Below are 23,451 nucleotides of genomic sequence, written 5' to 3' on the forward strand. Positions count from 1 at the left end.
ACATTCACAGTCTGAACTCCTCGGTTTCCGATTCGGTGGCATCCCACGCGGCTTCCTTTGCAGCAGGCGGCACGGGGATCGCGTTGTGCGGCACCTCGTCGATGCGTGGCGCGGTCCGCACGGCCTCGGCCATCGCGGCCAGTTCGGGCCGGGCGAAGACCGCGCGCACGTCGATGGACCAGCCGCGGCGGCGCAGGTGCTCGAGCAACTGCACCGCGAGCAGCGAATGCCCACCGAGGGCGAAGAAGCTGTCGTGGCGGCCGATGCGCCCGATGCCGAGCAGCTGCGACCAGATGGCCGCGAGCGCGCTCTCGATCTCGCCCTGCGGCGGCGCGTAGGCGCGGTGGCCGAAGGCTTCGTCTTCCGGCGCGGGCAGTGCCTTGCGGTCGAGCTTGCCGTTGTTCGTCAGGGGCAGTGCCGCGATGCGCACATACGCCATCGGCAGCATGTGTTCGGGCAGGTGGCCGGCGAGCCTGCTGCGCAGTTGCAGCGGCTCCAGGCTGTCGTTGGGCGACTTCGGCACCACGTAGGCGACCAGCGCGAGCGTGCCGCTCCGGTCTTGCCGCGCGAGCACCGCCGCATCGGCGATGCCGTCGAGCGCGCGCAGCTGCGCCTCGATCTCGCCCGGCTCGATGCGCTGCCCGCGCAGCTTGATCTGGAAGTCGTTGCGGCCCAGGTAGTCGATCGCCCCGTCGGCGCGCCAACGGCCGAGGTCGCCGGTGCGGTAGAGGCGGCCGTGCCCGGCGAAGGGGTCGGCGATGAAGCGCTCGGCCGTCAGGTCCGGCCGGTTCAGGTAGCCGCGCGCCACCTGTGCGCCGCCGATGTACAGCTCGCCCGCCACGCCCAGCGGCACCGGGCGCAGCGCGACGTCGAGCAGGAACAGGCGGGTGTTGGCGACCGGCCGGCCGATCGGCACGGCATCGCGGTCGTCGTCGCTGCAGGTCCAGGCGCTCACATCCACCGCCGCCTCGGTCGGGCCGTAGAGGTTGAACAGTTGCGCCCCCGGCCATCGCTCGCGGCATTGGCGCGCGAGCGCGGCCGGCAGCGCTTCGCCGCTGCAGACCACGCGCCGCAGCGTGTCGCAGCCGCCCGCCGCGTCGGGGTGCGCAAGAAAGACCTGCAGCATCGACGGCACGAAATGCAGCGTCGTCACGCCGCTCGCGCGGATCAGCTCGCCCAGGTAGGCCGGGTCCTTGTGCCCCTCCGGCCGCGCGAGCACCAGCCGCGCGCCGGCCATCAGCGGCCAGAAGAACTCCCACACCGACACGTCGAAGCCGAACGGCGTCTTCTGCAGCACGACGTCGTCGGGTGTCAGCACATAGGCCTGCTGCATCCCGTGCAGGCGGTTGACGATGCCGCGGTGCGCGTTCATCACGCCCTTGGGGCGGCCGGTCGAACCCGAGGTGTAGATCACGTAGGCCAGGTGGTCTTCGTGGAGCGCCGGGGCCGAGACGTCGGGGTCGGCTTCGAAGGGGTCCGCGGGCGGGTCGCGATCCGGCACCAGCGTGCGCGCGCCCGGTGCATCCGGTGCATCCGGTGCATCCGGCAGGTGCGGCGCCAGTTCCGGATCGGCCAGCACCACCACCGGCCGGGCCTCGTCCAGCATCTGCCGCAGGCGCTGCGGCGGCAGCGACGGATCGAGCGGCAGGTACGCGCCGCCGGCCTTGAGGACCGCGAGCAGGGCGATCACCAGCATCTCGCTGCGCTGCATGCACACGCCCACGCAGGTGTCCGGCCCGACGCCCGATGCGCGCAGTTGCCCTGCCAGGCGATGGGCGCGGGCATCGAGTTCGGCGTAGCGGAGCCGACGGTCCTCGAAGACCAGCGCGATGGCGTCGGGCCGCTGCGCCGCCTGGCGCTCGAAGAGCTGGTGCAGCAGCAGGCCGCGCGGACAGTCGACGGTCATGGCGTTGAAATCGGCCACCACCTTCTGGCGCTCTTCCGCCGGCAAGACGTCGATGCGTTCCAGCGGCCGCTGCGGCTCGCTTTCGAGCGCATCGACCAGCGCACGCAGCGCCTGCTCGACGAAGCGGTCGATTCGCCGCGCATCGACGCTGCGATCGATCTCGGCGGTGAGGCCGAAGCCGTCGCCATGGTCGTCCACATGCAGCACGAACGGGTAGTTGGTGCGGTCGTGTCCGCCGAGCGATTCGATGCCCGGCAGCCCCGTGGCCTCGCCGTCGCGGCGGCTGTAGCGGTAGTTCAGGAGGCTCGCGAACAGCGGCGTGCCGGCCGGCAGGCCGCTGCAGCGCTGGGCCAGGCTCAGCGAGGCATGCTCGTGGCGCAGCAGCTCGGCCAGGTCGGCATGCACGCGGCGCAAGGCCGCTTCGGTGCCGCCGCCATCCACGCGCACGCGCAGCGGCAAGGTGTTGAGGAACATGCCCATCGCGCGCGCCGCTTCCGCGCCGGCCTGCAGGCGGCCGAACAGCACCGTGCCGAACACCACGTCCCCGCGCCCGCTGCAGCGCGCGAGCACCAGCGCCCAGGCCAGGTGAAAAACGCTGGCGGCGCCAACGCCGCGCAGCCGCACCTGTTCGCGCAGGCGCCGCGCGAGCGAGGCATCGAGTTCGCTGCGCGCCTGCACGGCGCCGCTGCCGTCGCCGCGCACATCGGCGAGGCCGAACGGCGCGGTGGTTTCCTCGACATCGCCCAGCGCGGCGCGGAAATAGGCTTCGTGCCCGGCCTCGGCCGCGCCCTTCAGCGCCTCGGCGACGAAGCGGCGGAACGGCACCGGCGCCGGCAACAGCGCGCGCCGGTCCTGCAGGATCAGCATGACCTCCTGCACCAGCAGCTGCGAGGCGGTGTGATCGAGGATCAGGTGGTGGTGCTGCAACTGCAACAGCCATCGCCCGCTGCCGTGCACCTCGATGGCATGGCCGCGCAGCATCGGCGCGCGGCGCACGTCCAGGCGCGCGCCGGTCAGGGTTTGCAGACATGCCATCGCCTCCTGTTCGGTCGCGGCGGGCAGCACGTCGATGTCCAGGTGGACCTTGCGATGCACCAGTTGCACCGGCCGCTCCAGCCCCTCCCAGTGCACGCCGGTGCGCAGGATGTCGTGCCGCGCGATCACCTCGCGCAGGGCCTGCACGAAGCCGTCGAGCCGTTCGCGGCCGTCGAAGCGCAGCAGCGTCGGCATGACATAGGCATCGCCGCCCTCGCCTTCACCTTCGTGCAACCGGTGATGGAACAGGATGCCCTCCTGCAGCGGCGCGAGCGGGTAGATGTCCTGCACGTTGCGCACGCCGCCCGGCACCTGCGCCACGAGGCGGTCGATCGCGCCCTGGTCGAGCGCGAGCAGCGGCAGCATCGCGGGCGTGATCGCCCCGGTGGCTTCGTCGATGCGGTAAGCCAGCGGGTCGCTGCGCCCGCGCTCGCGCAGCAGCGCGATCAGCTCGGGCTTGCGCTCGCGCAAGGCCTGCACCAGGGCCGGGTCGGCGAGCAGGCGCGCATCGCCCTGGAGCGCCAGCCGTTCGCCGTCCAGGCGCAGGGTGAGGCCGCGCGCGGCCAGCGTGTCGAGCAGGTGCGACGGGCTCACAGGACGATCTCCTCCAGTTGCACGGTCGCCGCGGCGAGGTCGGCCAGGGTCGGCGCGTTGAACACCATCTGCACATCGACCTGCAGTTGCTGCGCGCCCATGGCGTGGATCAGCTGGATCGCCAGCGCCGAATGTCCGCCGAGCTCGAAGAAGTTGTCGTGGCGGCCGACCCGCTCGACGCCGAGCAGTTCGCGCCACACCGCCGCGAGACGGACCTCGATGTCGGTCTCCGGCGCGGCATACGCCTGCCGCGCGAGGCCGTCGTCGTCGGGCGGCGGCAGGGCCTTGCGGTCGAGCTTGCCGTTCGCATTCAGCGGCCAGGCCGCGAGCACGACGAAGGCGCCGGGCAGCATGTAGTCGGGCAGTTGCGCGCCGAGTTGCGCGCGCAGCATGGCAGGCTCCAGCACGGCGCCCGGCTGCGCGAGCAGGTAGGCGACAAGGCGCGGCTCGCCGGGCGGCTCGGTGCTTGCGATCACGATGGCTTCGCGCACCCCGTCCAGCCGCGCGAGCCGCGCTTCGATCTCCCCAAGCTCGATGCGGTAGCCGCGGACCTTGACCTGGAAGTCGTTGCGGCCCAGGTACTCGATGGTGCCGTCGGCGCGCCAGCGGCCGAGGTCGCCGGTGCGGTACATGCGCGCGTCGAGTTCCCGCGCGTTCGCGAACGGATCGCGCAGGAAGCGCTCGGCGGTGAGCCCAGGCTGCCCGAGATAGCCGCGCGCAACACCGGCGCCGCCGATGTGGATTTCGCCGGCCACGCCGATGGGCACCGGCTCGCCGTGCGCATCGAGCAGGTAGACGCGCGCGCCCGGCATCGGGCGGCCGATGTGCGGCACCGCGCCCTCGACCGGGCCGCAGGTGGCGTCAACGCTGCATTCGGTCGGGCCGTACATGTTGTGGAACTGCACCGTGCCGGCCTCGGCAAGGTGCCGCCATGTCGCGGCATCGAGCGCCTCGCCGCCGAGCAGCAGCTTGCGCAGCGAACCGGCGCGCCGCTGCCGGCCGAAGCCGGCCGCGTGCAGCATGCGCAGGTGCGAGGGCGTGCACTCCATCGCCTCGATGGCATGGCGCTCCAGAAAGTCGAGCAGGGCTTCCGCATCGAGGCGGGCGCGCTCGGGCAGCAGGTACACGCTGCGGCCGAACGCGAGCTGTCCCCAGGCCTTGACCGCCATGTCGAAACCGAACGAGGAGTTCCATGCCACGCGCCGGCAGTCCGGCGCCGGGCCGTGGATGCGCTGCTCCAGCCCGTGCAGGAAATTGAGCACGTTGCGGTGCTCGACCATCACGCCCTTGGGCACGCCGGTCGAACCGGAGGTGTAGATCACATAGGCCAGGTGGGCCGGCGTGAGGCCCGCCACCTCGACATCGTTCGCGGGCGCATCGCGCCAGGGCGGCGATGCGTCGTCGAGCACCAGCACCGCGCAGCCTTCGGGCACCTGCAGGCGGTCGCGCAGGCGGGCGTGGGTCAGCACCGCCACCGGCGCGCTGTCGGCCAGCATGTGGGCGAGGCGGTCGTCGGGGTGCACCGGGTCCAGCGGCACGCAGGCGCCGCCGGCCTTGAGCACGGCCATCAGCGCGACGCCCAGGTCCACGCTGCGCGCAAGGCACAGCGCCACGCGGTCGTCGGGGCGCACGCCCAGGCTGCGCAGATGGTGGGCGACGCGGTTGGCGCGGCGGTTCAGTTCGCCGTAGTCGAGCGCTTCGTCTTCATGGGCGAGCGCCAGCGTGCGCGGCTGCGCGGCGGCCTGCGCTTCGAACAGGCGATGCAGCAGGCCATCGCAGCCGGTGTGCCCCGCGGCATTGAACGCATGCAGCACCTGCGCGTGTTCGTCCGCGGCCATCAGGCCGATGCGGTCCACGGGCGCAGAGGCATCGGCCACCATGCCGCGCAGCATCGCCACCAGCGCGTGCCAGTGGCGCCGCACCGTGGCTTCGTCGTACAGCGCGGTCGCGTAGTTGAACTGGCCGGCGATGCATTGGCCCGCCGGCTCCAGGTCGAGCGACAGGTCGAACTGCGCGCTGCCAGCATGGCTTGCGAGGTTGTCGAATTCGAGGCCCTCGAGCTGCAGGTGCGCAGGCGGCGTGTTCTGCCATGCCAGCCGCACCTGGTAGACGGGGTTGAAGGCGCTCGAGCGCGGCGGATTGAGTGCCTCGACCACCTGCTCGAAAGGCACGTCGCGATGCTGCTGCGCCTGCAGTGCGACCTGCCGGGCCTGCGCGAGAAGTCCGCCGGCATCGAGGCCGTCCTCGATGTCGAAGCGCAGCGCCTGTGCGTTGACGAAGAAACCGATCAGCGGCTCCAGCTCGGCGCGGTCGCGCCCCGCGATGCTGCTGCCGAGCACCACGCGCGACTGGCCGCCGAGCCGCGCAAGCACCGCCGCCCATGCCGCAAGCACCGCCATGTACACGGTCACGCCGTGCCGCTGCGCCAGCGCCTCCAGTGCACGCGTCAACGCCTCGTCGAGGCCGACGTCGATGCTGGCGCCGCGGTAGTCCTGCTGCGCCGGCCGTGGCCGGTCGGTGGCCAGGCCGATGAGCGGCGGCGCATCGCGCAAGCGCTCGACCCAGTATTGCAACTGCGGCCGCAGCGCCTCGCCCTGCAGGCGGCGGCGCTGCCACGCGGCGTAGTCGCCGTACTGGATCGGCAAGGCCGGCAGCGGATCGGGCTCGCCGCGGCGGAACGCGCCGTACAGCACCGAGAACTCGTGCGCCATCACGCTGAGCGACCAGCCGTCGGAAACGATGTGGTGCATCGTGACCAGCAGCACGTGGTCGTCTTCGGCCAGGCGCAGCAACTGCACGCGCAGCGGCGGGTCGCGCGCAAGGTCGAACGGCGCTGCGGCCTCGGCCTGGCACAGCGCGCGCAAGGCGCTGTCGCCGAGTTGGTCGAGCTTGCGATAGGCGAGCTCGACGCCGTGCGCCGGTTCGATGCGCTGGCGCGGCTCGCCGTCGATGACGACGAAGCGCGCGCGCAGCGATTCGTGCCGAGCGACGATGCGGTCCAGTGCCTGCTGCAACGCGATGCGATCCAGCGCGCCGCGCAGGCGCAGCGCGGCAGGCAGGTGATAGGCCGCGCCGGCCTGTGCATCGATGCGTGTCACGTACCACAGGCGCTGCTGCGAATGCGAGAGCGGCAGCGGCGCGGCGCGGTCCGCCTTCGGGATCGGATCGGCTGCGGCAGGCGCGGCCCGCGCCATCTCGGCCGCCAGTTCCGCGAGCCGCGGCCGGGCGAACACCGTTGCCAGCGCCAGCTCGATGCCGAAGTGCTGGCGCAGTTGCGAGAGCATGCGCACCGCCAGCAGCGAATGCCCGCCGAGCTCGAAGAAGCCATCGTCGCGGCCGATGCGCGCAACGCCGAGCAGCGACGACCATATGCGTGCCATCGCCTGCTCGTGCTCGCCTTGCGGTGCCTGGTAGCTGCGCTGCGCGTAGGCGTCGTCGTCCGGCGCGGGCAAGGCGGCGCGGTCGAGCTTGCCGCTGGCGTTGAGCGGCAGTGCATCCAGCCGCACGAAGGCGGCGGGCAGCATGTGATCGGGCAGGTGTTCGGCCAGGCGTGCGCGCCATTGCGCCGCATCGGGCGCGTCGTCGGTGACCACATAGGCCAGCAGGCGCCTGTCGTCGCCTTGTGCTTCGGCGGCGATCACCGCCGCTTCGCGAATGCCGCCCACGCGCATCAGCGCGGCCTCGATCTCGCCGGGCTCGATGCGAAAGCCCCGGATCTTGACCTGCCGGTCGTCGCGGCCGAGGAACTCGATCGAACCGTCGGCACGCCAGCGGCCGAGGTCGCCGCTGCGGTACATGCGCGGCATCGGCGCATTCGCGGACGGCGCCACGAACGGATCGGCCGCGAAGCGCTGCGCGGTCAGTTCGGGCTGCCGCAGGTAGCCGCGCGCCACGCCGGCGCCGCCGATCCATATCTCGCCGACGGCGCCGATGGGCACCGGCTCGCCCTGGGCATCGAGCAGGTAGACGCGCGCATTGGGCATCGGGCGGCCGATGCTCTGTGGCGAGTCCTCGGCGCGGCAGAACGCAACCGTCGCGTTGATCGTGGTCTCCGTCGGACCGTAGGCATTGGCCAGCGCCGGGCGATGGCCGCTGCGCCGCCACCACGCATCGAGCGCGGCGGCGCCGACCGCATCGCCACCGATCACGACCTGGCGCAGCGACGGCGGCAACACCGCTTCGCTCGCCTGGGCAATGCGTTGCCAGAACAGCGTCGGCAGGTTGGCGATGGTGAGCTTGTGGGCGGCGCAGAGGTCGCACCAGCGCCGGGGTTCGGCAAGCCATGCGTCGGTGCGCAGCACCAGCGTCGCGCCATGGCTGAGCGCACCGAAGATCTCCTCGCCGGCGACGTCGAAGCCGAGTCCGGAGAACTGCAGCACGCGGTCTTCGGCATTGAAGCCGTAGAGCGATTGCAGCGCCGCGATCTGGTGGGCCAGCTGACGGTGCTCGACCATCACGCCCTTGGGCGTGCCGGTGGAGCCGGAGGTGTAGATCACGTAGGCGAGATGGGAGCCGTCGCCGGGAAAGCCGCTGCCATCGGGTGCGCGCGCGCGTACAGGCGCGGTCGCCCATGGCGCATGCGCATCGAGCGCGATCGCCGTGCAGCCCGGCGGCGGCTGGAGGCGTGCGCGCAGGCCGGTGTGCGTGAGCAGCACCGAGGGCGCGCAGTCGTTCAACTGCCAGGCCAGCCGCTGCTCCGGGTAAGACGGATCGAGCGGCACATACGCGGCACCGGCCTTGAGCGTGGCGAGCAACGCGACGATCAGGTCGAAGCCGCGCGGCAGGCACAGCGCCACGCGGTGCCCGGCACCGACGCCGAGGCCGCGCAGGTGATGGGCAAGCCGGTTGGCACGCCGGTCGAGCTCGCCGTAGCCGAGCCGCTCGCCGTCGTGTTCCAGCGCGATGGCTTGCGGCCGCAGCGCGGCCTGGCGTTCGAAAGCCGCGTGCGCAAGCGCATGTTCGGGCGGCGCCGATGCGCCTGCGGCGAACGCGTGCAGCAACCGATGCCGCGCATCGGCGTCGATCAATGCGATGCGATCGACCGGCCGGCTTTCGTCGGCCGCCATGCCGCGCAGCATCGCCACCAGGCTGTGCCAATGGCGGCGCACCGTGGCCTCGTCGAACAATGCGGTGGCGTAGTTGAGCTTGCCGGCGATGCGGTCGCCCTCCTCCTGCAGGTCCAGCGCCAGGTCGAACTGCGCGCCGGCCGGCAGGCTCTCGACCCGCTCGACGGCGAGGCCCGCCAGTTCCAACGCCACGGGGGGCGTGTTGTGCCAGGCCAGCATCAGCTGGAACACCGGGTGATGGGCCAACGAGCGCGGCGGGTTCAGCGCCTCGACCAGCCGTTCGAACGGCACCGCCTCGCGCGCCTGGGCCTGCAATGCGGCGTGGCGCACCTGGGCCAGCAGGTCGGCAACGGTCGGGCTGCCGTCCAGCGCGATCTTCAGCGCCTGGGTGTTGATGAAGCAGCCGATCAGCGGCTCGATCTCGGCCCGGCCCCGGCCGGCATGCGAACTGCCGATCACCACCTGCGGCTGTCCGCTGTAGCGCGCCACCACGGCGGCCCAGGCGGCCAGCACGGCCATGTAGAGGGTCGCGCCGTGGCGCTGGGCGAGTGCGCGCAGGGCTTGCGTGGTCTCTGCGTCGAGGGCGACCTCGACGCTTGCGCCGCGGTAGTCCTGCAGCGCGGGGCGCGGCCTGTCGCATGGCAAGCCGACCAGCGACGGAGCGCCCTGCAAATGCGCGACCCATTCCTGCAACCGGGCTTGCGCCGCCGCGCCTTGCAGGTGCGCGTGCAGCCACACCGCATGGTCGGCGTACTGGACCGGCAGCGAAGGCAGCGACGGCGCTCGCCCGCCCCGCAGCGCGCTGTAGGCGGTGGCGACCTCGCGCATCAGCACGCTCAGCGACCACCCGTCGGAGACGATGTGGTGCATGACGACCAGCAACACATGTTCGTTGTCGGCGACGCGCAGCAGAAGGCCGCGGATCGGTGGACCGGCTGCGAGATCGAAGGGCTCGGCGGCGGCTTCGCGGCACAGGGCTTCGATCTGCGCAGCGTCCGATCCGCCCGCATCCTGCTCGCGCAAGGCAAGGCCGCCTGGCGGGTCGATGTGCTGCCAGGGCTGGCCATCGACCGCGACGAAGCGCGTGCGCAAGGCTTCGTGCCGGGCCACGACCAGGTCCAGCGCGGCGCGCAGGGCCCTGCGGTCGAGCGCGCCGCACAGGCGCAATGCGCCGGGGATGTGGTACGCGACGCTGGCCTGCGCATCGACGCCGGCAATGAACCACAGGCGCTGCTGCGCCGGCGACAGCGGCAGGGGACGGCTGCGGTCGGCGCGTGCGATCGCGGTCAGTTCGCCGGGGCCGGCTGCGGCCACGCTTGGCGCCAATGCGGCGAGGCGCGGCTGCGCGAACAGCGTGGCCAGTGCGAGTTCGGCATCGAAGCGCTCGCGGATCCGGGAGACAAGCCGGATGGCCAGCAGCGAATGGCCGCCGAGTTCGAAGAAGTTGTCGTTGCGGCCGACGTGCTGCACGCCGAGCAGTTGCGACCAGATGTCGGCCAGGGCCTGTTCGATCTCGCCTTGCGGGGCCTCGTAGCTGCTGCGATGGCCGAAGGCCTGGCCATCGGGTGCGGGCAGCGCCCTGCGGTCGAGCTTGCCGTTCGCGGTCAGGGGCAATGCATCGAGCACGACGTAGGCCACGGGGACCATGTAGTCCGGCAGCTGCTTGCTGAGTTCCGCGCGAAGTTGCCCGACATCGGCATGGCCGGTGAGGTAGGCGACCAGGCGCTTGTCGCCGGGTTGGTCTTCGCGTGCGATCACTGCGGCCTCTCGCACGCCGTCCGCACGCGCCAGTTGCGCCTCGATCTCGCCCAGCTCGATGCGGTAGCCGCGCATCTTGACCTGATGGTCGTTGCGCCCAAGGTATTCGATGCTGCCGTCGTCGCGCCAGCGGCCCAGGTCACCGCTTCGGTACATGCGTGCGCCACCGAACGGATCGATGAGGAATCGCTGCTCAGTGAGTTCAGGCTGCGTGAGATAACCCTGCGCGACCTGCACCCCGCCCAGATACAGCTCACCGACGACACCTATCGGCACCGGGTTGCGCTGCCCATCCAGCACATAGATGCGGCTGTTGCCGATCGGCCGGCCGATGGGCGGCAGGTCTTCCCACGCCTCTGGTGGACCGCTCAGCGTGTGCGCGCTGACCACATGCGTTTCGGTCGGTCCGTAGTGGTTGTGCAACTTCGCCTGCGGATGCCTTGCGAACATGCGGCGCATCGCCGGTGTGATGCGCAACTGCTCGCCCGCGGTGATGACATCCCGCAGCATCGCCAGCGGCTCGCCGCGCTGCGACCACAGTTCGCCGAGGTTCTGCAGCGCGATGTACGGCAGGAACAGCCGCTCGATCGACTCCTCGGCGATCCATTCGGCCAGGGCCGGCAGGTCCTGTCGAAGTGCTTCATGCAGCAGCACCAGGGTGCCGCCGCCGGCGAGCGTGCTGAAGATCTCCTGGAAGGCCACATCGAACCCCAACGCGGCGAATTGCAAGGTGCGCGCGGGTTCGGGCAACTGCTCGCGCTGCCAGGCCAGCAGGTTGACCAGCCCCCGGTGCGGCATCGCCACGCCCTTGGGCACGCCGGTCGAGCCGGAGGTGTAGATCACATAGGCCAGGTGCTCGGGGCGCAGGCCCAGTTCGGTCGCGTGCAGGTTGGCCGCGGATGCGTTGGCCCACACCGGTTGTGCCTCGTCGAGCAAGACCGATGTCGCACCAAGCCGGCCAGCCAGAACGCCTTGGCTCAACACCACCACCGGATCGCTGTCGCGCAGCATCTGCGCCAGCCGTTCATCGGGATGCGCCGGGTCCAGCGGCACGCAGGCACCGCCGGCCTTGAGCGTGGCCAGGATCGCCACCACCATTACCAGGCTGCGCTCCACGCAGATCGCCACGCGGTCGTCCGGACCCACGCCGAGCCGGTTCAGGTGCCGCGCCAGGCGGTTCGCCTGTTCGTTGAGTTCGCGATAACTCAGCTGCGCCCCGTCGAGTTCCAGCGCCATGCGATCCGGGTGCGCCGCCGCCTGCTGCTCGAAGGCCTCGTGCACGAGCGCAGGCGCGCCGTACTCGCACCGGGTGTCGTTGAAGCCGCGCAAGACACGCTCGCGCTCCTCGACGGGCAACGCATCGAGCGACAGCAGCGACGTCTCTGGCGCCTCTTCCAAAGTCTGCGCAAAGACCTGCAACACCTGCTGCACGAATCCCGCGATGCGTCCGGCCGAGACCGCTTCATCGACCTGCACCGTCAGTTCAAAATCGCTCCCGTCGTCATCGACATACAGCCCGAACGGATAGTTGGTGCGGTCGCGCACGTCGAGCAATCGCACGCCGTCGAGCACCTGCCCAGCGGCGACGCGGCGGTGCCGGTAATTGAGCAATGCGGAGAACAGCGGCACCTGCGCCGGCATCGCGCTGCAACGCTGGGCCAGCACCAGTGGCGCATGTTCGTGGCGCAGCAGTCCGCTCAGTGCCGCATGCGTGTCGCGCAGGCCCTGCGCCAGCCCGCGGCCACCGAGCGCGATGCGCACCGGCAGCGTGTTGATGAACATGCCGACCGCGCGATCGGCGCCGGCAGCGCCCTGCATGCGGCCGAACAACACCGTGCCGAACACCACGTCGTCGCGCCCGCTGCACAGCGCCAGCACCCGCGCCCAGGCCAGGTGGAACAGGCTGGCCGCACCCACGCCGTGGCGCATGGCGAGCGTGCGCAGCCGCGCCGAGAGGGCCGGCTGCAGCGTCAGGCGCGCCTGCTCGATCCGCGAGCCATCGCCCTGCACGTCGACCAGGCCGAAAGGCGCGGTCGGCTCGTCGACATCGCCGAGCATCGCGCGGAAGAAGGCTTCGTGCGCCGCTTCGCTCACCCCATGGCGCGCCTCTGCGACGAAGTTGCGGAACGGCACCGGCGGCGGCAACCCGGCGGCATCGCCGCGCTCGATGGCGTCGATCTCCTCCACCAGCCGCTCCAGCGTGGTGTGGTCCATCACGAGGTGGTGATAGGACAGCAGCAGCAGCCAGCGCCCGCCGGCGGCATCGTCGCGGGCGGCAAAGCCATGCAGCATGGGCGCGCGGCGCACGTCGATGCGAAGGCCCCGCACCTGCGGATGCGCGCGCAGGCGCTCGGCTGCCGTGTCCGTGCCGGGCGCCAACGCCAGCGTGTCCACGGCAAACGCGGCGCGCCGCCACACGACCTGCACCGGCTCGGCAAGCTGGTCCCAGTGGACCGCGGTGCGCAGGATGTCGTGGCGCTCGATCACCCGCGACAGGGATGCGATGAAGCGGTCCATGCGCGGCCTGCTGTCGAACGCGAGCAGCGTCGGCAGCACATAGGTGTCGGCATCGCGCTCCAGCAGGTGGTGGAACAGGATGCCCTGCTGCAGCGGCGCGAGCGGATAGATGTCCTGGATGTTGGCCGCGCCACCGGGCGTGGCGCTGGCGATGCGTTCGATCGCGGCCGCGTCGAGATCGACCAGCGTCAGCATTGCCGGCTCGATCGCCTGGCAATCCGGTGGAATCAGATGAGGCGGCACAGCCACCGCAACGTCGTGCCGGATCGTCGCGGCCAGGGCGGCCAGCTTCGGATGCGTGAACAGCGAGCGGATGTCCGCCGACCAGCCGCGCCGGCGCAGCTGTTCGAGCAACCGGATCGCCAGCAGCGAATGGCCGCCGAGCTCGAAGAAGTCGTCGTTGCGGCCGACGCGCTGCACGCCGAGCAATTGCGTCCAGATGTCGGCCAGGGCTTGTTCGATCTCGCCTTGCGGGGCCTCGTAGCTGCTGCGATGGCCGAAGGCCTGGCCATCGGGTGCGGGCAGTGCCCTGCGGTCGAGCTTGCCGTTCGCGGTCAGGGGCAATGCATCGAGCACGACGTAGGCCACGGGGACCATGTAGTCCGGCAGCTGCTTGCTGAGTTCCGCGCGAAGTTGCCCGACATCGGCATGGCCGGTGAGGTAGGCGACCAGGCGCTTGTCGCCGGGTTGGTCTTCGCGTGCGATCACTGCGGCTTCTCGCACGCCTTCTGCACGCGCCAGTTGCGCCTCGATCTCGCCCAGTTCGATGCGGTAGCCGCGCACCTTGACCTGGTGGTCGTTGCGCCCAAGGTATTCGATGCTGCCGTCGGCACGCCAGCGGCCCAGGTCACCGCTTCGGTACATGCGTGCGCCACCGAACGGATCGATGAGGAACCGCTGCTCAGTGAGGTCCGGCTGCGCCAGATAACCCTGCGCGACCTGCACCCCGCCCAGATACAGCTCCCCAATGACGCCTACCGGCACCGGGTTGCGCTGCCCATCCAGCACGTAGATGCGGCTGTTGCCGATCGGCCGGCCGATGGGCGGCAGGTCTTCCCACGCGTCTGGTGGACCGCTCAGCGTGTGCGCGCTGACCACATGCGTTTCGGTCGGGCCGTAGTGGTTGTGCAACTTCGCCTGCGGATGCCTGGCGAACATGCGGCGCATCGCCGGTGTGATGCGCAACTGCTCGCCTGCGGTGATGACATCCCGCAGCATCGCCAGCGGCTCGCCGCGCTGCGACCACAGTTCGCCGAGGTTCTGCAGCGCGATGTACGGCAGGAACAGCCGCTCGATCGACTCCTCGGCGATCCATTCGGCCAAGGCCGGCAGGTCCTGCCGAAGTGCTTCATGCAGCAGCACCAGGGTGCCGCCGCCGGCGAGCGTGCTGAAGATCTCCTGGAAGGCCACATCGAACCCCAACGCGGCGAATTGCAAGGTGCGCGCGGGTTCGGGCAACTGCTCGCGCTGCCAGGCCAGCAGGTTGACCAAGCCCCGGTGCGGCATCGCCACGCCCTTGGGCACGCCGGTCGAGCCGGAGGTGTAGATCACATAGGCCAGGTGCTCGGGGCGCAGGCCCAGTTCGGTCGCGTGCAGGTTGGCCGCGGATGCATGGGCCCATGCGGGCTCAGCCTCATCCAGCAGAACCACGGCGGCATCCAGCCGCTCGGCCAATCCCCACTGGCTCAACACCACCACCGGATCGCTGTCGCGCAGCATCTGCGCCAGCCGTTCATCGGGATGCGCCGGGTCCAGCGGCACGCAGGCACCGCCGGCCTTGAGGGTGGCCAGGATCGCCACCACCATCGCCAGGCTGCGCTCCACGCAGATCGCCACGCGGTCGTCCGGACCCACGCCGAGCCGGTTCAGGTGCCGCGCCAGGCGGTTCGCCTGTTCGTTGAGTTCGCGATAACTCAGCTGCGCCCCGTCGAGTTCCAGTGCCATGCGATCCGGGTGCGCCGCCGCCTGCTGCTCGAAGGCCTCGTGCACGAGCGCAGGCGCGCCGTACTCGCACCGGGTGTCGTTGAAGCCGCGCAAGACGCGCTCGCGCTCCCCGACGGGTAACGCATCGAGCGACAGCAGCGGCGTCTCCGGCGCGTGCTCCAGCGCCTCTGCCAATGCCGCCAACGCCTGCGCCATGAAACCCGCCACGCGCTCCGCCGACACCGAGACATGGATCTCCGCGGTCAGCACGAAATCGCTGCCCAGGTCGTCGACGTACAGGCTGAACGGGTAGTTCGTGAGATCGCGCCCGCCGACGTAGTGCATGCCCTCGGCGATCTCGCTGTCGCCGAAGCTTTCGCCGCGGCTGTGGCGGTAGTTGAGCAGCGCCGAGAACACCGGCGTGTTCGGGGCGAGGCCGCTGCAACGCCGGGCCAGCGTCAGCGAGGCGTGCTCATGGCGCAGCAGCTCGCTCAGCGCCGCATGCGTCTCTTGCAGCCCCTCTGCCGCGCCGCGACCGCCGAGCGCGATGCGCACCGGCAAGGTGTTGATGAACATGCCCATCGCGCGGTCGATGCCCGCGCCGCCCTGCATGCGGCCGAACAGCACCGTGCCGAACACCACGTCGTCGCGCCCGCTGCACAGCGCCAGCACCCGCGCCCAGGCCAGGTGGAACAGGCTGGCCGCGCCCACGCCGTGGCGCATGGCGAGCGTGCGCAGCCGCGCGGACAACGCCGCCGGCAAGGCGATGCGCGCCTGCTCGACCTGCGAGCCATCGCCCTGCACATCGACCAGGCCGAAGGGCGCGGTCGGCTCGTCGACATCGCCGAGCATCGCGCGGAAGAACGCCTCGTGCGCCGCATCGCCCACGCCTTGCCGCGACCGCACGACGAAATCGCGGAACGGCACCGGCGCGGGCAGGCTTTCGCCACGTCCCTGCAGCAGCGCCACTACCTCGCGCAGGATCAGCTCGGTGGTGGTGTGGTCCAGCGTCAGGTGATGGTGCAGCAGCTGCAGCAGCCAGCGCTGCGACACCGGATCGAAGGCCGCGTGGGCCTGCAGCATCGGTGCGCGGCGCAGGTCCAGCCGCACGCGCCGTGCATCGGCATGCGATTGCAACTGCGCCTGCACATCGCCATGGGCCGCGTCGAAGTGCATCTCGTGCAACGTCAGTTCGGCGCTGCGCCAGACCACCTGCACCGGCGCGTCCAGCCCCTCCCACTGCACCGCGGTGCGCAGGATGTCGTGGCGCGCGATCACCTGCCTCAGCGCCGAAATGAAGCGGTCCAGCCGCGCGCGGTCGTCGAAACGCAACAGCGCGGGCAGCACATAGGCATCGCCCTCGCCCTGCAGCAGGTGGTGGAACAGGATGCCCTCCTGCAGCGGCGCGAGCGGATAGATGTCCTGCACGTTGCGCATGCCGCCCGCGACGCCATCGGCGATCCGGTCGATCTGCGCCTGGGTCAGCGGCACCAGCGGCAGCATCTGCGGCGTGATGCGCTCGCATTGCGGCGGGATGGCGTTGGCGGGCACCGGCGCCGCGCCCTGCCCGGTGTGCGTCACACGGGCCGCGAGCGCGCCCAGCGTCGGTTCGGAAAACAGCTGGCGGATGTCCGCTTCCAGGCCTTCGCGCTGCATGCGTTCGACCAGTTGCACGGCAAGGATCGAATGGCCGCCGAGTTCGAAGAAGTTGTCGTGGCGGCCGATGCGCTCGATGCCGAGCACTTCGGCCCACAGCCGCGCCAGCGCCTCTTCGGTCGCGCCTTGCGGCGGTTCATGGTCGCGCCCGTGCCTGTCGCGCGGGTCCGGCGCGGGCAGCGCCTTGCGATCGAGCTTGCCGTTCGGCGTCAGCGGCAATGCGTCCAGCACGACGAAGGCGGCGGGGACCATGTAGTCCGGCAGGTGCTCGCGCAGGGCGGCGCGCGCGGCGGATGCATCGAACGCATCCCCGGCCACGAGATAGGCGACCAGCCGCGTGTCGCCCGGCGTGTCCTCGCGCGCGATGGCGACCGCATCGGCAACGCCATCGAGCCGCACCAGCCGCGCCTCGATCTCGCCCGGCTCGATGCGGAACCCGCGGACCTTGACCTGCCGGTCGTTGCGGCCGATGTATTCCAGGCTGCCATCTGCCCGATAGCGCCCGAGGTCGCCGGTGCGGTACATGCGCGCGCCCGGTGCATCGCTGAACGGATCGGGCACGAAGCGTTGCGCATCGAGTTCGGGCCGGCGCAGATAGCCGCGCGCGACACCGGCGCCGCCGACGTACATCTCGCCCGTGCAGCCGGCCGGCAGCGGCCGGCCGTGCGCGTCGAGCACGTACACGGCGAGGTCGGGAATGCGCACGCCGATCGGGCTCGCGCCGGTGCGCCCCGCGTCGGCGGCCTCGAGCACGCGGTACGTGACATGCACCGTGGTCTCGGTGATGCCGTACATGTTGACCAGGCGCGTGCCCGCGTTGCGCGCCTCTGCGTACCAGGGCGCGAGCGCCGCCGTGTCCAGCGCCTCGCCGCCGAGCACCACGCAGCGCAGCGCATGCGACGGCCCGGCGCGGCAGGCGGCCGTGAACTGGCGGAACGCGCTCGGCGTCTGGTTGAGCACCGTCACGCCCTGCTCGCACACCAGCCGATGGAACGCGGCCGGCGCGCGGCTCACTGCGTGCGGCACCACCACCAGGCGCCCGCCGTGGATCAACGCACCCCACAGCTCCCACACCGAGAAATCGAAAGCGAAGGAATGGAACAGCGTCCACACGTCGTCGCGGCCGAAGCCGAACCATGGCCGCGTCGCCTCGAACAGGCGGCTGACCTGGGCGTGCTCGACCATCACGCCCTTGGGCAGCCCGGTCGAACCGGAGGTATAGATCACGTAGGCCAGGTGCGACGGCGCGAGCCCTTCGACCTGCGGGTTGCCGGCCGGCGCGCCGGCCCACGGCGCGGGTTGGCCGAGGTTCACTCGCCGGCACCGCGCCGGCGTCTGCAGGCGGTCGAGCAAGGCACTGTCGCCGAGCAATGCCACCGGCGCGCTGTCGTGCAGCATGTGCGCGAGGCGCTCGTCCGGGTACACCGGGTCCAGCGGAACGTAGGCGCCGCCGGCCTTGAGCGTGGCCAGGATCGCGATCACCATGTCGAGCCCGCGCGCGAGACCGATCGCGACGAGGTCGTCGGGGCCGACGCCCAGCGCGCGCAGGTGATGGGCCAGCTGGTTGGCGCGCTGGTTGAGTTCGCCGTAGCTCAGCCGTTGGTCCTCGAACTGCACCGCGATGGCATCGGGACCGGACGCGGCCTGCCGCTCGAACAGTGCGTGAATCAACGACGGCGCACCGGTATCGCGCCGGGGCCGGTTGAAGCCGTGCACCACGCGCTCGCGCTCGGCCGCGTCCATCAGCGCCAGGTCGCGCACGCGGGTGTCCGGCGCATCGGTCGCGGCACGGCACAGGCCCTGCAGCCGCCGCAGGTGCGCGGCCATCTCGTGCGCCGGGAACAGCACCGGATCGTGGTTGAACTCGATGTGCACCGGGCGCCCGTGCTCGTAGTCGCGCACGTACACCGCCAGCGGCTGGCGCTCGTGGCCGTTGTGCAGCGGCAGCACCGTGCTGCAGATGCCTTCGAACCCCAGGTCGCCCTGGAAGCTCTCGACCGACAGCGACACATCGAACAGCCCGCGGCGCTCGCCCCTGCCGGCCAGCAGTTCGCGGTGCAGGTCGGCCAGCGGATAGCGCTGGTGGCGATAGCACTGCTTGAGCTCGGCGGCGACGCGGCGCAGCGTCTGCGCGAAGGTCTCTTCGGGGTCGAGCGCGATGCCGACGGGAATCGCGCCGGAGAACATGCCGGGCATGCGCCTTTGCGCGGCACCGGTGCGGTTGTGCACCGGCATGCCGATCACCACCTCGTCTTCGCGCCCGTTCGCCAGGCCTGCGAAGTACACCGCGAGCAGCGCGGCGAGGAAATGCGTGCCCGATGCGCCCTCGGCCGCCGCCACTTCGCCGAGGCGGTCGTGGTCGGCGCGGTCCAGGTGCCAGACGGTTTGCGCGACCTGGCGGCCGGCGCGGCCGCGCTGCGAATGCGCGTCCTCGAACAGCGGCGCGGCCGGGCGCGCATGGCGCTGCAACCAGAAGTCGCGGTCGGCGGCGTAGCGCGGCGAGGCCAGGTACTCGGCGTCCTTGCGGATGAAGTCTTCGTAGTCGTCGCCCGCGCGACCGTCGTCTGCCACCGCGGACTCGCCGCGCCCGAGCCGGTTGTAGGCCTCGGCCACGGCATTGCCGATCAGCGACACCGACCAGCCGTCCGCGACCAAATGATGGAAGCACCCGAGCCAGTAGCCGCATCCGGGCCCGACCTGCAGCCATTGCATGCGCCACAGCCGCTGGCCGTACAGCGCGAACGGGGCGAGGAACGCGACGCGCAGGTGCGCCCGGGCGCTCGCCTCCGGATCGGCCTCGCCGCGGAAGTCGAAGCGCTGCAGCGGTGCGTCGTCCACCGCGTCGGCGAAGCGCTGCATCGGGCCGCCGTCGCCGCCGCGCTCGAGCACGGTGCGCAGCGCCTGGTGGCGCCCGGCGACCGCGCGGATCGCCGCCTCCAGCCGGTCGAGGTCGGTCGGCCCCTCCAGTCGCGCTGCGACGCCGATGTTGTAGCAAGGCAGGTCGGGCGCGAGCGACTGGTCGAGCCAGACCGCCTGCTGGGGCGAGCTCAGGGGATGAAGGACTGCGTGGCTGCTCATGGTTGGCTGCCGTCCGGCACCAGCGTTTCGAGCCGGCGCAAGCGCGGGTGGCCGAGCGCGAGAACAGTCAGCACCAGGCCGATCGCGCCGCTCACGAAGAACAGCAGGCCGATGCCGCGGCCCGGCCCCGTGCCGAACCACACGCCGACCGAGGAAGCCAGCGCGCCGCCGGGGCGCAGCGCAGGCTCCAGCACCGCATCGGCGAGCCAGCCGCCGGCCAGCAGCACCGCGCACATCACCGCCATGTTGGATGCGGTGATCAGCGCGAACACGCTGCCCTGGCGGCCCATCGGCGCCTTGCGCATCCACAGCGCGTGCGAACACGCGACCGAGGTGCTGCCGCAGAAGAGGCACACGAACGCCGCCGCGCACCACCAGGCCGGCGTGGTCGCCCAGCCGGCCGCGAGCACCGCCGCGCACTGCACCGCGTCGCAGGCGAGCACCCACCGCATCAGCCCGCGCCGGATGAAGGCGGTGGCGACCAGCACCGACCCGAGCAGGCCGCCGACGATGCCGACCGACATGACGAGCCCCAGCACATCGCTGGAGTGGGTGGACAGCACCAACGGCGTGACCAGCGTCGTCGCCAGCACCAGCAGGCACTGCACCAGCGCGCCGTAGCCCAGCAAGGCGGCCATCAGCGGTTGCTCCCGCAGGTACGCGAGCGCGCCGGAGAAACTGGCCCACGGCGATGTGCGCACGGGCGAATCACCGGCGCGCGGCCCGCCGCGCACGTCGCCGCCGGCCCGCGTCAAGGCCGCGAACACCAGCGCCGCGCCGGCCAGCAGCAGGCACAGCTGCGTCGCCATCACACCCTGCAGGCCCATGCGCGCCATCAGGAAGCCCGCCGCGGCGGGCGCACCGACCTGCACCAGCGCGCGGGAGATGCCGGTCAGCCCGCCGACCTGCGCGAAGCGATCCCTGGGCACGAAACGGCTGACCGCCACCCGGATCGCCGGGCGCCGCAACGCGCCGACCGCCGCCGCGACCGCGGCGTAGGCATACAGCGCGCCGATGCCCAGGCGGCCGGACGTCAAGGCCAGCACGATCGCGAAGGTGCCGGCGATGGCTGCGACATCGCACGACAGCACCACCCAGCGCCGGTCGTGGCGATCGGCCAGGGCGCCGGCGAATGGCGTGGCGAGCATTGCCGCCAGCGCGGCGGCCAGCACCGAGAACGAATAGTCCTGCGCGGAGCCGGTGCGGGAGAAGATCCACACCCCCACCGCGAAGCTGACCAGCGTGGTGCCCAGGTCGAAGGCCGTCTCGCTCAGCCAGAGCAGCGCGAACGTGGATCGCGTGCGCAACGGGGCGGGATGCGACGGGAGGAGCGAAGGGACCGGTTCGTCGCGGGGCGCGGTGGTGGCGGTTTGCACGGTCGCTTCCTGCATGGCGTGCGTTCTGTGAATTCCCGCGTTCACCGAAGCCAAGACGCGGGCACGGTTAATACAAATGGCGCAGTGCTCGAATTATTGAATGCGAACACGGTGAGAAGCTTTGAAGCAGAGAAAGCCCGTCGATTAAGAAAATCCGTTCCATTTCCGTTCATTGCGGCCGCGCGCGCCACGCGAATAGCATGAACAGTGCGGTGTTTATGTTTAAATTTGTTGGCGCCGGCACAATAGGAACTTTGGAATAGAGTCACCGAATTAATTACAAGATTCGTTCTGTTTCAATTCATGGCGGCGACGTGAACTTACCTCGCCCACAGAGGGAAGTCAGTCTAATTCGAAACGCAATCCCGGTTTTTTGCTATGTGTTCAGATGACAACGAGGCACCGGCAGCCGGACAAGAACGGGCCTGGCGATATTCACCATGGCCGTTTGAAATAAACGACGTATTGTTTTAATTTGTTGGCGCAAATTCGCCAGAACGCGGGAATGGCGCCACGCAATTAAGAAGATTCGTTCTATTTCAATGAATGGAACGACACAGCCTCGTCACAATTTCAACAGAACGTATGGAGCCTTTTGACTGAAGGCCAAATCCCCGGAAATACCGGGTGTTTCATGCATTCGGGGCGTGCAAGACCAAGCCCGCCGGCCGTTGCAGCCGGCGGCAGACGCCTCGAGACGGGCGCGCATGCTCGCAGGGGCTCACGCAACCGCTGCGGGAGCGGCTGCCGGGCCTGCTGCCGCGCTACTGGCGCGCGGTGCGGATGTTCGGCGGCAGCGCCTGCGGCCAGCTGGTGCGGAACGGATTGATGTCCAGGCCGCCGCGCCGCGTGTAGCGCGCATACACCGCGAGCTTGGTCGGTTTGCAGCGGCTCCAGATGTCCGTGAACATCCGCTCGGCGCACGGCTCGTGGAACTCGTTGTGGTTGCGAAAGCTCACGATGTACGCGAGCAGCCCGGCCTGGTCGATCTGCGGACCGCTGTAGCGGATCTGCACGCTGCCCCAGTCGGGCTGGCCGGTGACCAGGCAGTTGCTCTTCAACAAGCGGCTGGTGAGGGTTTCGTTCACCGGCGGCTGCGTGTCGTCGCTCGACAGCAGCTCGGGCGCGGGCTGGTAGTGCGTGCACTCGATGTCGAGCCGGTCGAGGTCCAGGCCGTCGATCTCGTGCACCGGCTCTCGGTCGAAGAGGTCGGGCGTGAGCAGCTTCACGCCGATGCCGGCCGACTGGTCGCTGCCGCGCCACGCCGCTTCGGCCAGGTCGGTGCGCAGGTGCTCGCGCACCGCATCGATGCTGGCGAAGGTGCTGTTGTTGAAGCTGTTGAGGTACAGCTTGAACGACTTGCTCTCGATGATGTTGGGCGTTTCGCAGGGAATGGTGAAGTGCGCGATGGCCAGTTGCGGCTTGCCGCGCGGGTTCAGCCAGCTCACCTCGAAGGCGGTCCAGAGGTCGGCGCCGAAGAAGGGCAAGGCGCCGGTCTTGATGCCCATGGCCTCGCGCTGCGTGGCGCGCGCGATGGGAAAGAGCAGCGACGGGTCGTACTTGTCGGCGTAGGCCGAAGCGCGGCCCAGTTGCGATTGCTCGGGGGTGTTGGGGTTGTCGGGGTGGTTGTCCAGGCTCATGGCGTCTTGTCCTTGGCGTCCGCCGCATGGGCGAACGGCGCGATGTGGTTGGCGAGGATGGTGCAGACCTCGGGCGGCAGGTCGTGGCCCATGCCGGGAATCGAAACGAAGGTCGCGCCCGGGATGCGCTGCGCCGTGTCACGGCCGCAGGCGATGGGCACGAGCGCATCGGCGTCGCCGTGCAGCACCAGCGTCGGGCGCCGGATGCGCGCGAGCACCTGGGGGCGGTCGTCGTCGGCGCCGATGGCGAGCATCTGACGCATCAGCCCGGCCGGGTGGTAGGCGCGGCGCATGCTGAAGGTGAGGCGCTCTGCCAGTTCTTCGTCGGTCTGCGGATAGGCGGGGCTCTGGATGAGCCGCAGCAGCCGGATGCTGTGCGCCACGAGCTCGGCTTCGCCCTTGCCCAACGGGCGGCGCATGAGCATCGCGGCCACCTCGCGGCGCGGGCCCGGCAGGCCGCGCGCGCCGCTCGAACTCATGATGCTCACGAGGCTGGCGGTGCGCTCGGGCGCGGTGGCGGCCAGGCGCTGGGCGATCATGCCGCCCATCGAGGCACCGACGATGTGCGCGCGCGCGATGCCCAGCGCATCGAGCACGCCGATCGAGTCGTGCGTCATGTCCTGCAGCGTGTACGCCGAGCGCACCTTCAGGCCGAGCCGATGGCGAATGGTTTCCCACACGATGTTGCCGACGCCCGCATGGTCGAAGCCCTGGCTCAGGCCGATGTCGCGGTTGTCGTGGCGCACCACGCGAAAACCCGCATCGACCAGTTGCTGCACGAAGGCGGTGGGCCACGCCACCAACTGCATGCCCAGGCCCATGATGAGCAGGATGACGGGGCGTCCTTCGCCCCCGGTGTCGTCGACTTCGATCTGCAGCCCGTTGGCGGTGACTTTCATCCG

At 70.5% G+C, this 23,451-nt stretch carries 5 protein-coding genes; all 5 read right to left on the reverse strand.

Annotated features, from left to right (window positions below; genetic code table 11):
* Nucleotides 1–4: 4 nt before the first annotated feature.
* Complete coding sequence (locus J2W23_RS23575; RefSeq protein ID WP_307650477.1) at nucleotides 5–3,535, reverse strand: non-ribosomal peptide synthetase; 3,531 nt, start codon at nucleotides 3,533–3,535, stop codon at nucleotides 5–7.
* Complete coding sequence (locus J2W23_RS23580; protein ID WP_307650478.1) at nucleotides 3,532–19,533, reverse strand: non-ribosomal peptide synthetase; 16,002 nt, start codon at nucleotides 19,531–19,533, stop codon at nucleotides 3,532–3,534. Before J2W23_RS23580 ends, J2W23_RS23575 begins: the two co-directional genes overlap by 4 nt.
* The gene (locus tag J2W23_RS23585; protein ID WP_307650479.1) at nucleotides 19,530–20,909 is read right to left on the reverse strand and encodes an MFS transporter; all 1,380 of its coding nucleotides are present in this window, start codon (nucleotides 20,907–20,909) and stop codon (nucleotides 19,530–19,532) included. Before J2W23_RS23585 ends, J2W23_RS23580 begins: the two co-directional genes overlap by 4 nt.
* Nucleotides 20,910–21,673: 764 nt before the next feature.
* Nucleotides 21,674–22,549 (reverse strand): NADPH-dependent 7-cyano-7-deazaguanine reductase QueF, encoded by an 876-nt coding sequence (gene queF / locus J2W23_RS23590; protein ID WP_176660523.1) that lies wholly within the window; start codon nucleotides 22,547–22,549, stop codon nucleotides 21,674–21,676.
* Nucleotides 22,546–23,448, reverse strand: coding sequence for an alpha/beta fold hydrolase (locus J2W23_RS23595; protein WP_176660522.1), 903 nt, complete (start codon nucleotides 23,446–23,448; stop codon nucleotides 22,546–22,548). Before J2W23_RS23595 ends, queF begins: the two co-directional genes overlap by 4 nt.
* Between the last annotated feature and the right edge of the window lie 3 nt (nucleotides 23,449–23,451).

Source organism: Variovorax boronicumulans, assembly GCF_030812215.1.
In the GTDB taxonomy this organism is placed as follows: Bacteria; Pseudomonadota; Gammaproteobacteria; order Burkholderiales; family Burkholderiaceae_C; genus Variovorax; species Variovorax boronicumulans_C.

Coding starts and splice junctions, on each gene's coding strand:
- J2W23_RS23595 (WP_176660522.1), bottom strand. CDS start 23,448: ATGAAAGTCACCGCCAACGGGCTGCAGATCGAAGTCGACGACACCGGG.
- J2W23_RS23580 (WP_307650478.1), bottom strand. CDS start 19,533: ATGAGCAGCCACGCAGTCCTTCATCCCCTGAGCTCGCCCCAGCAGGCG.
- queF (WP_176660523.1), bottom strand. CDS start 22,549: ATGAGCCTGGACAACCACCCCGACAACCCCAACACCCCCGAGCAATCG.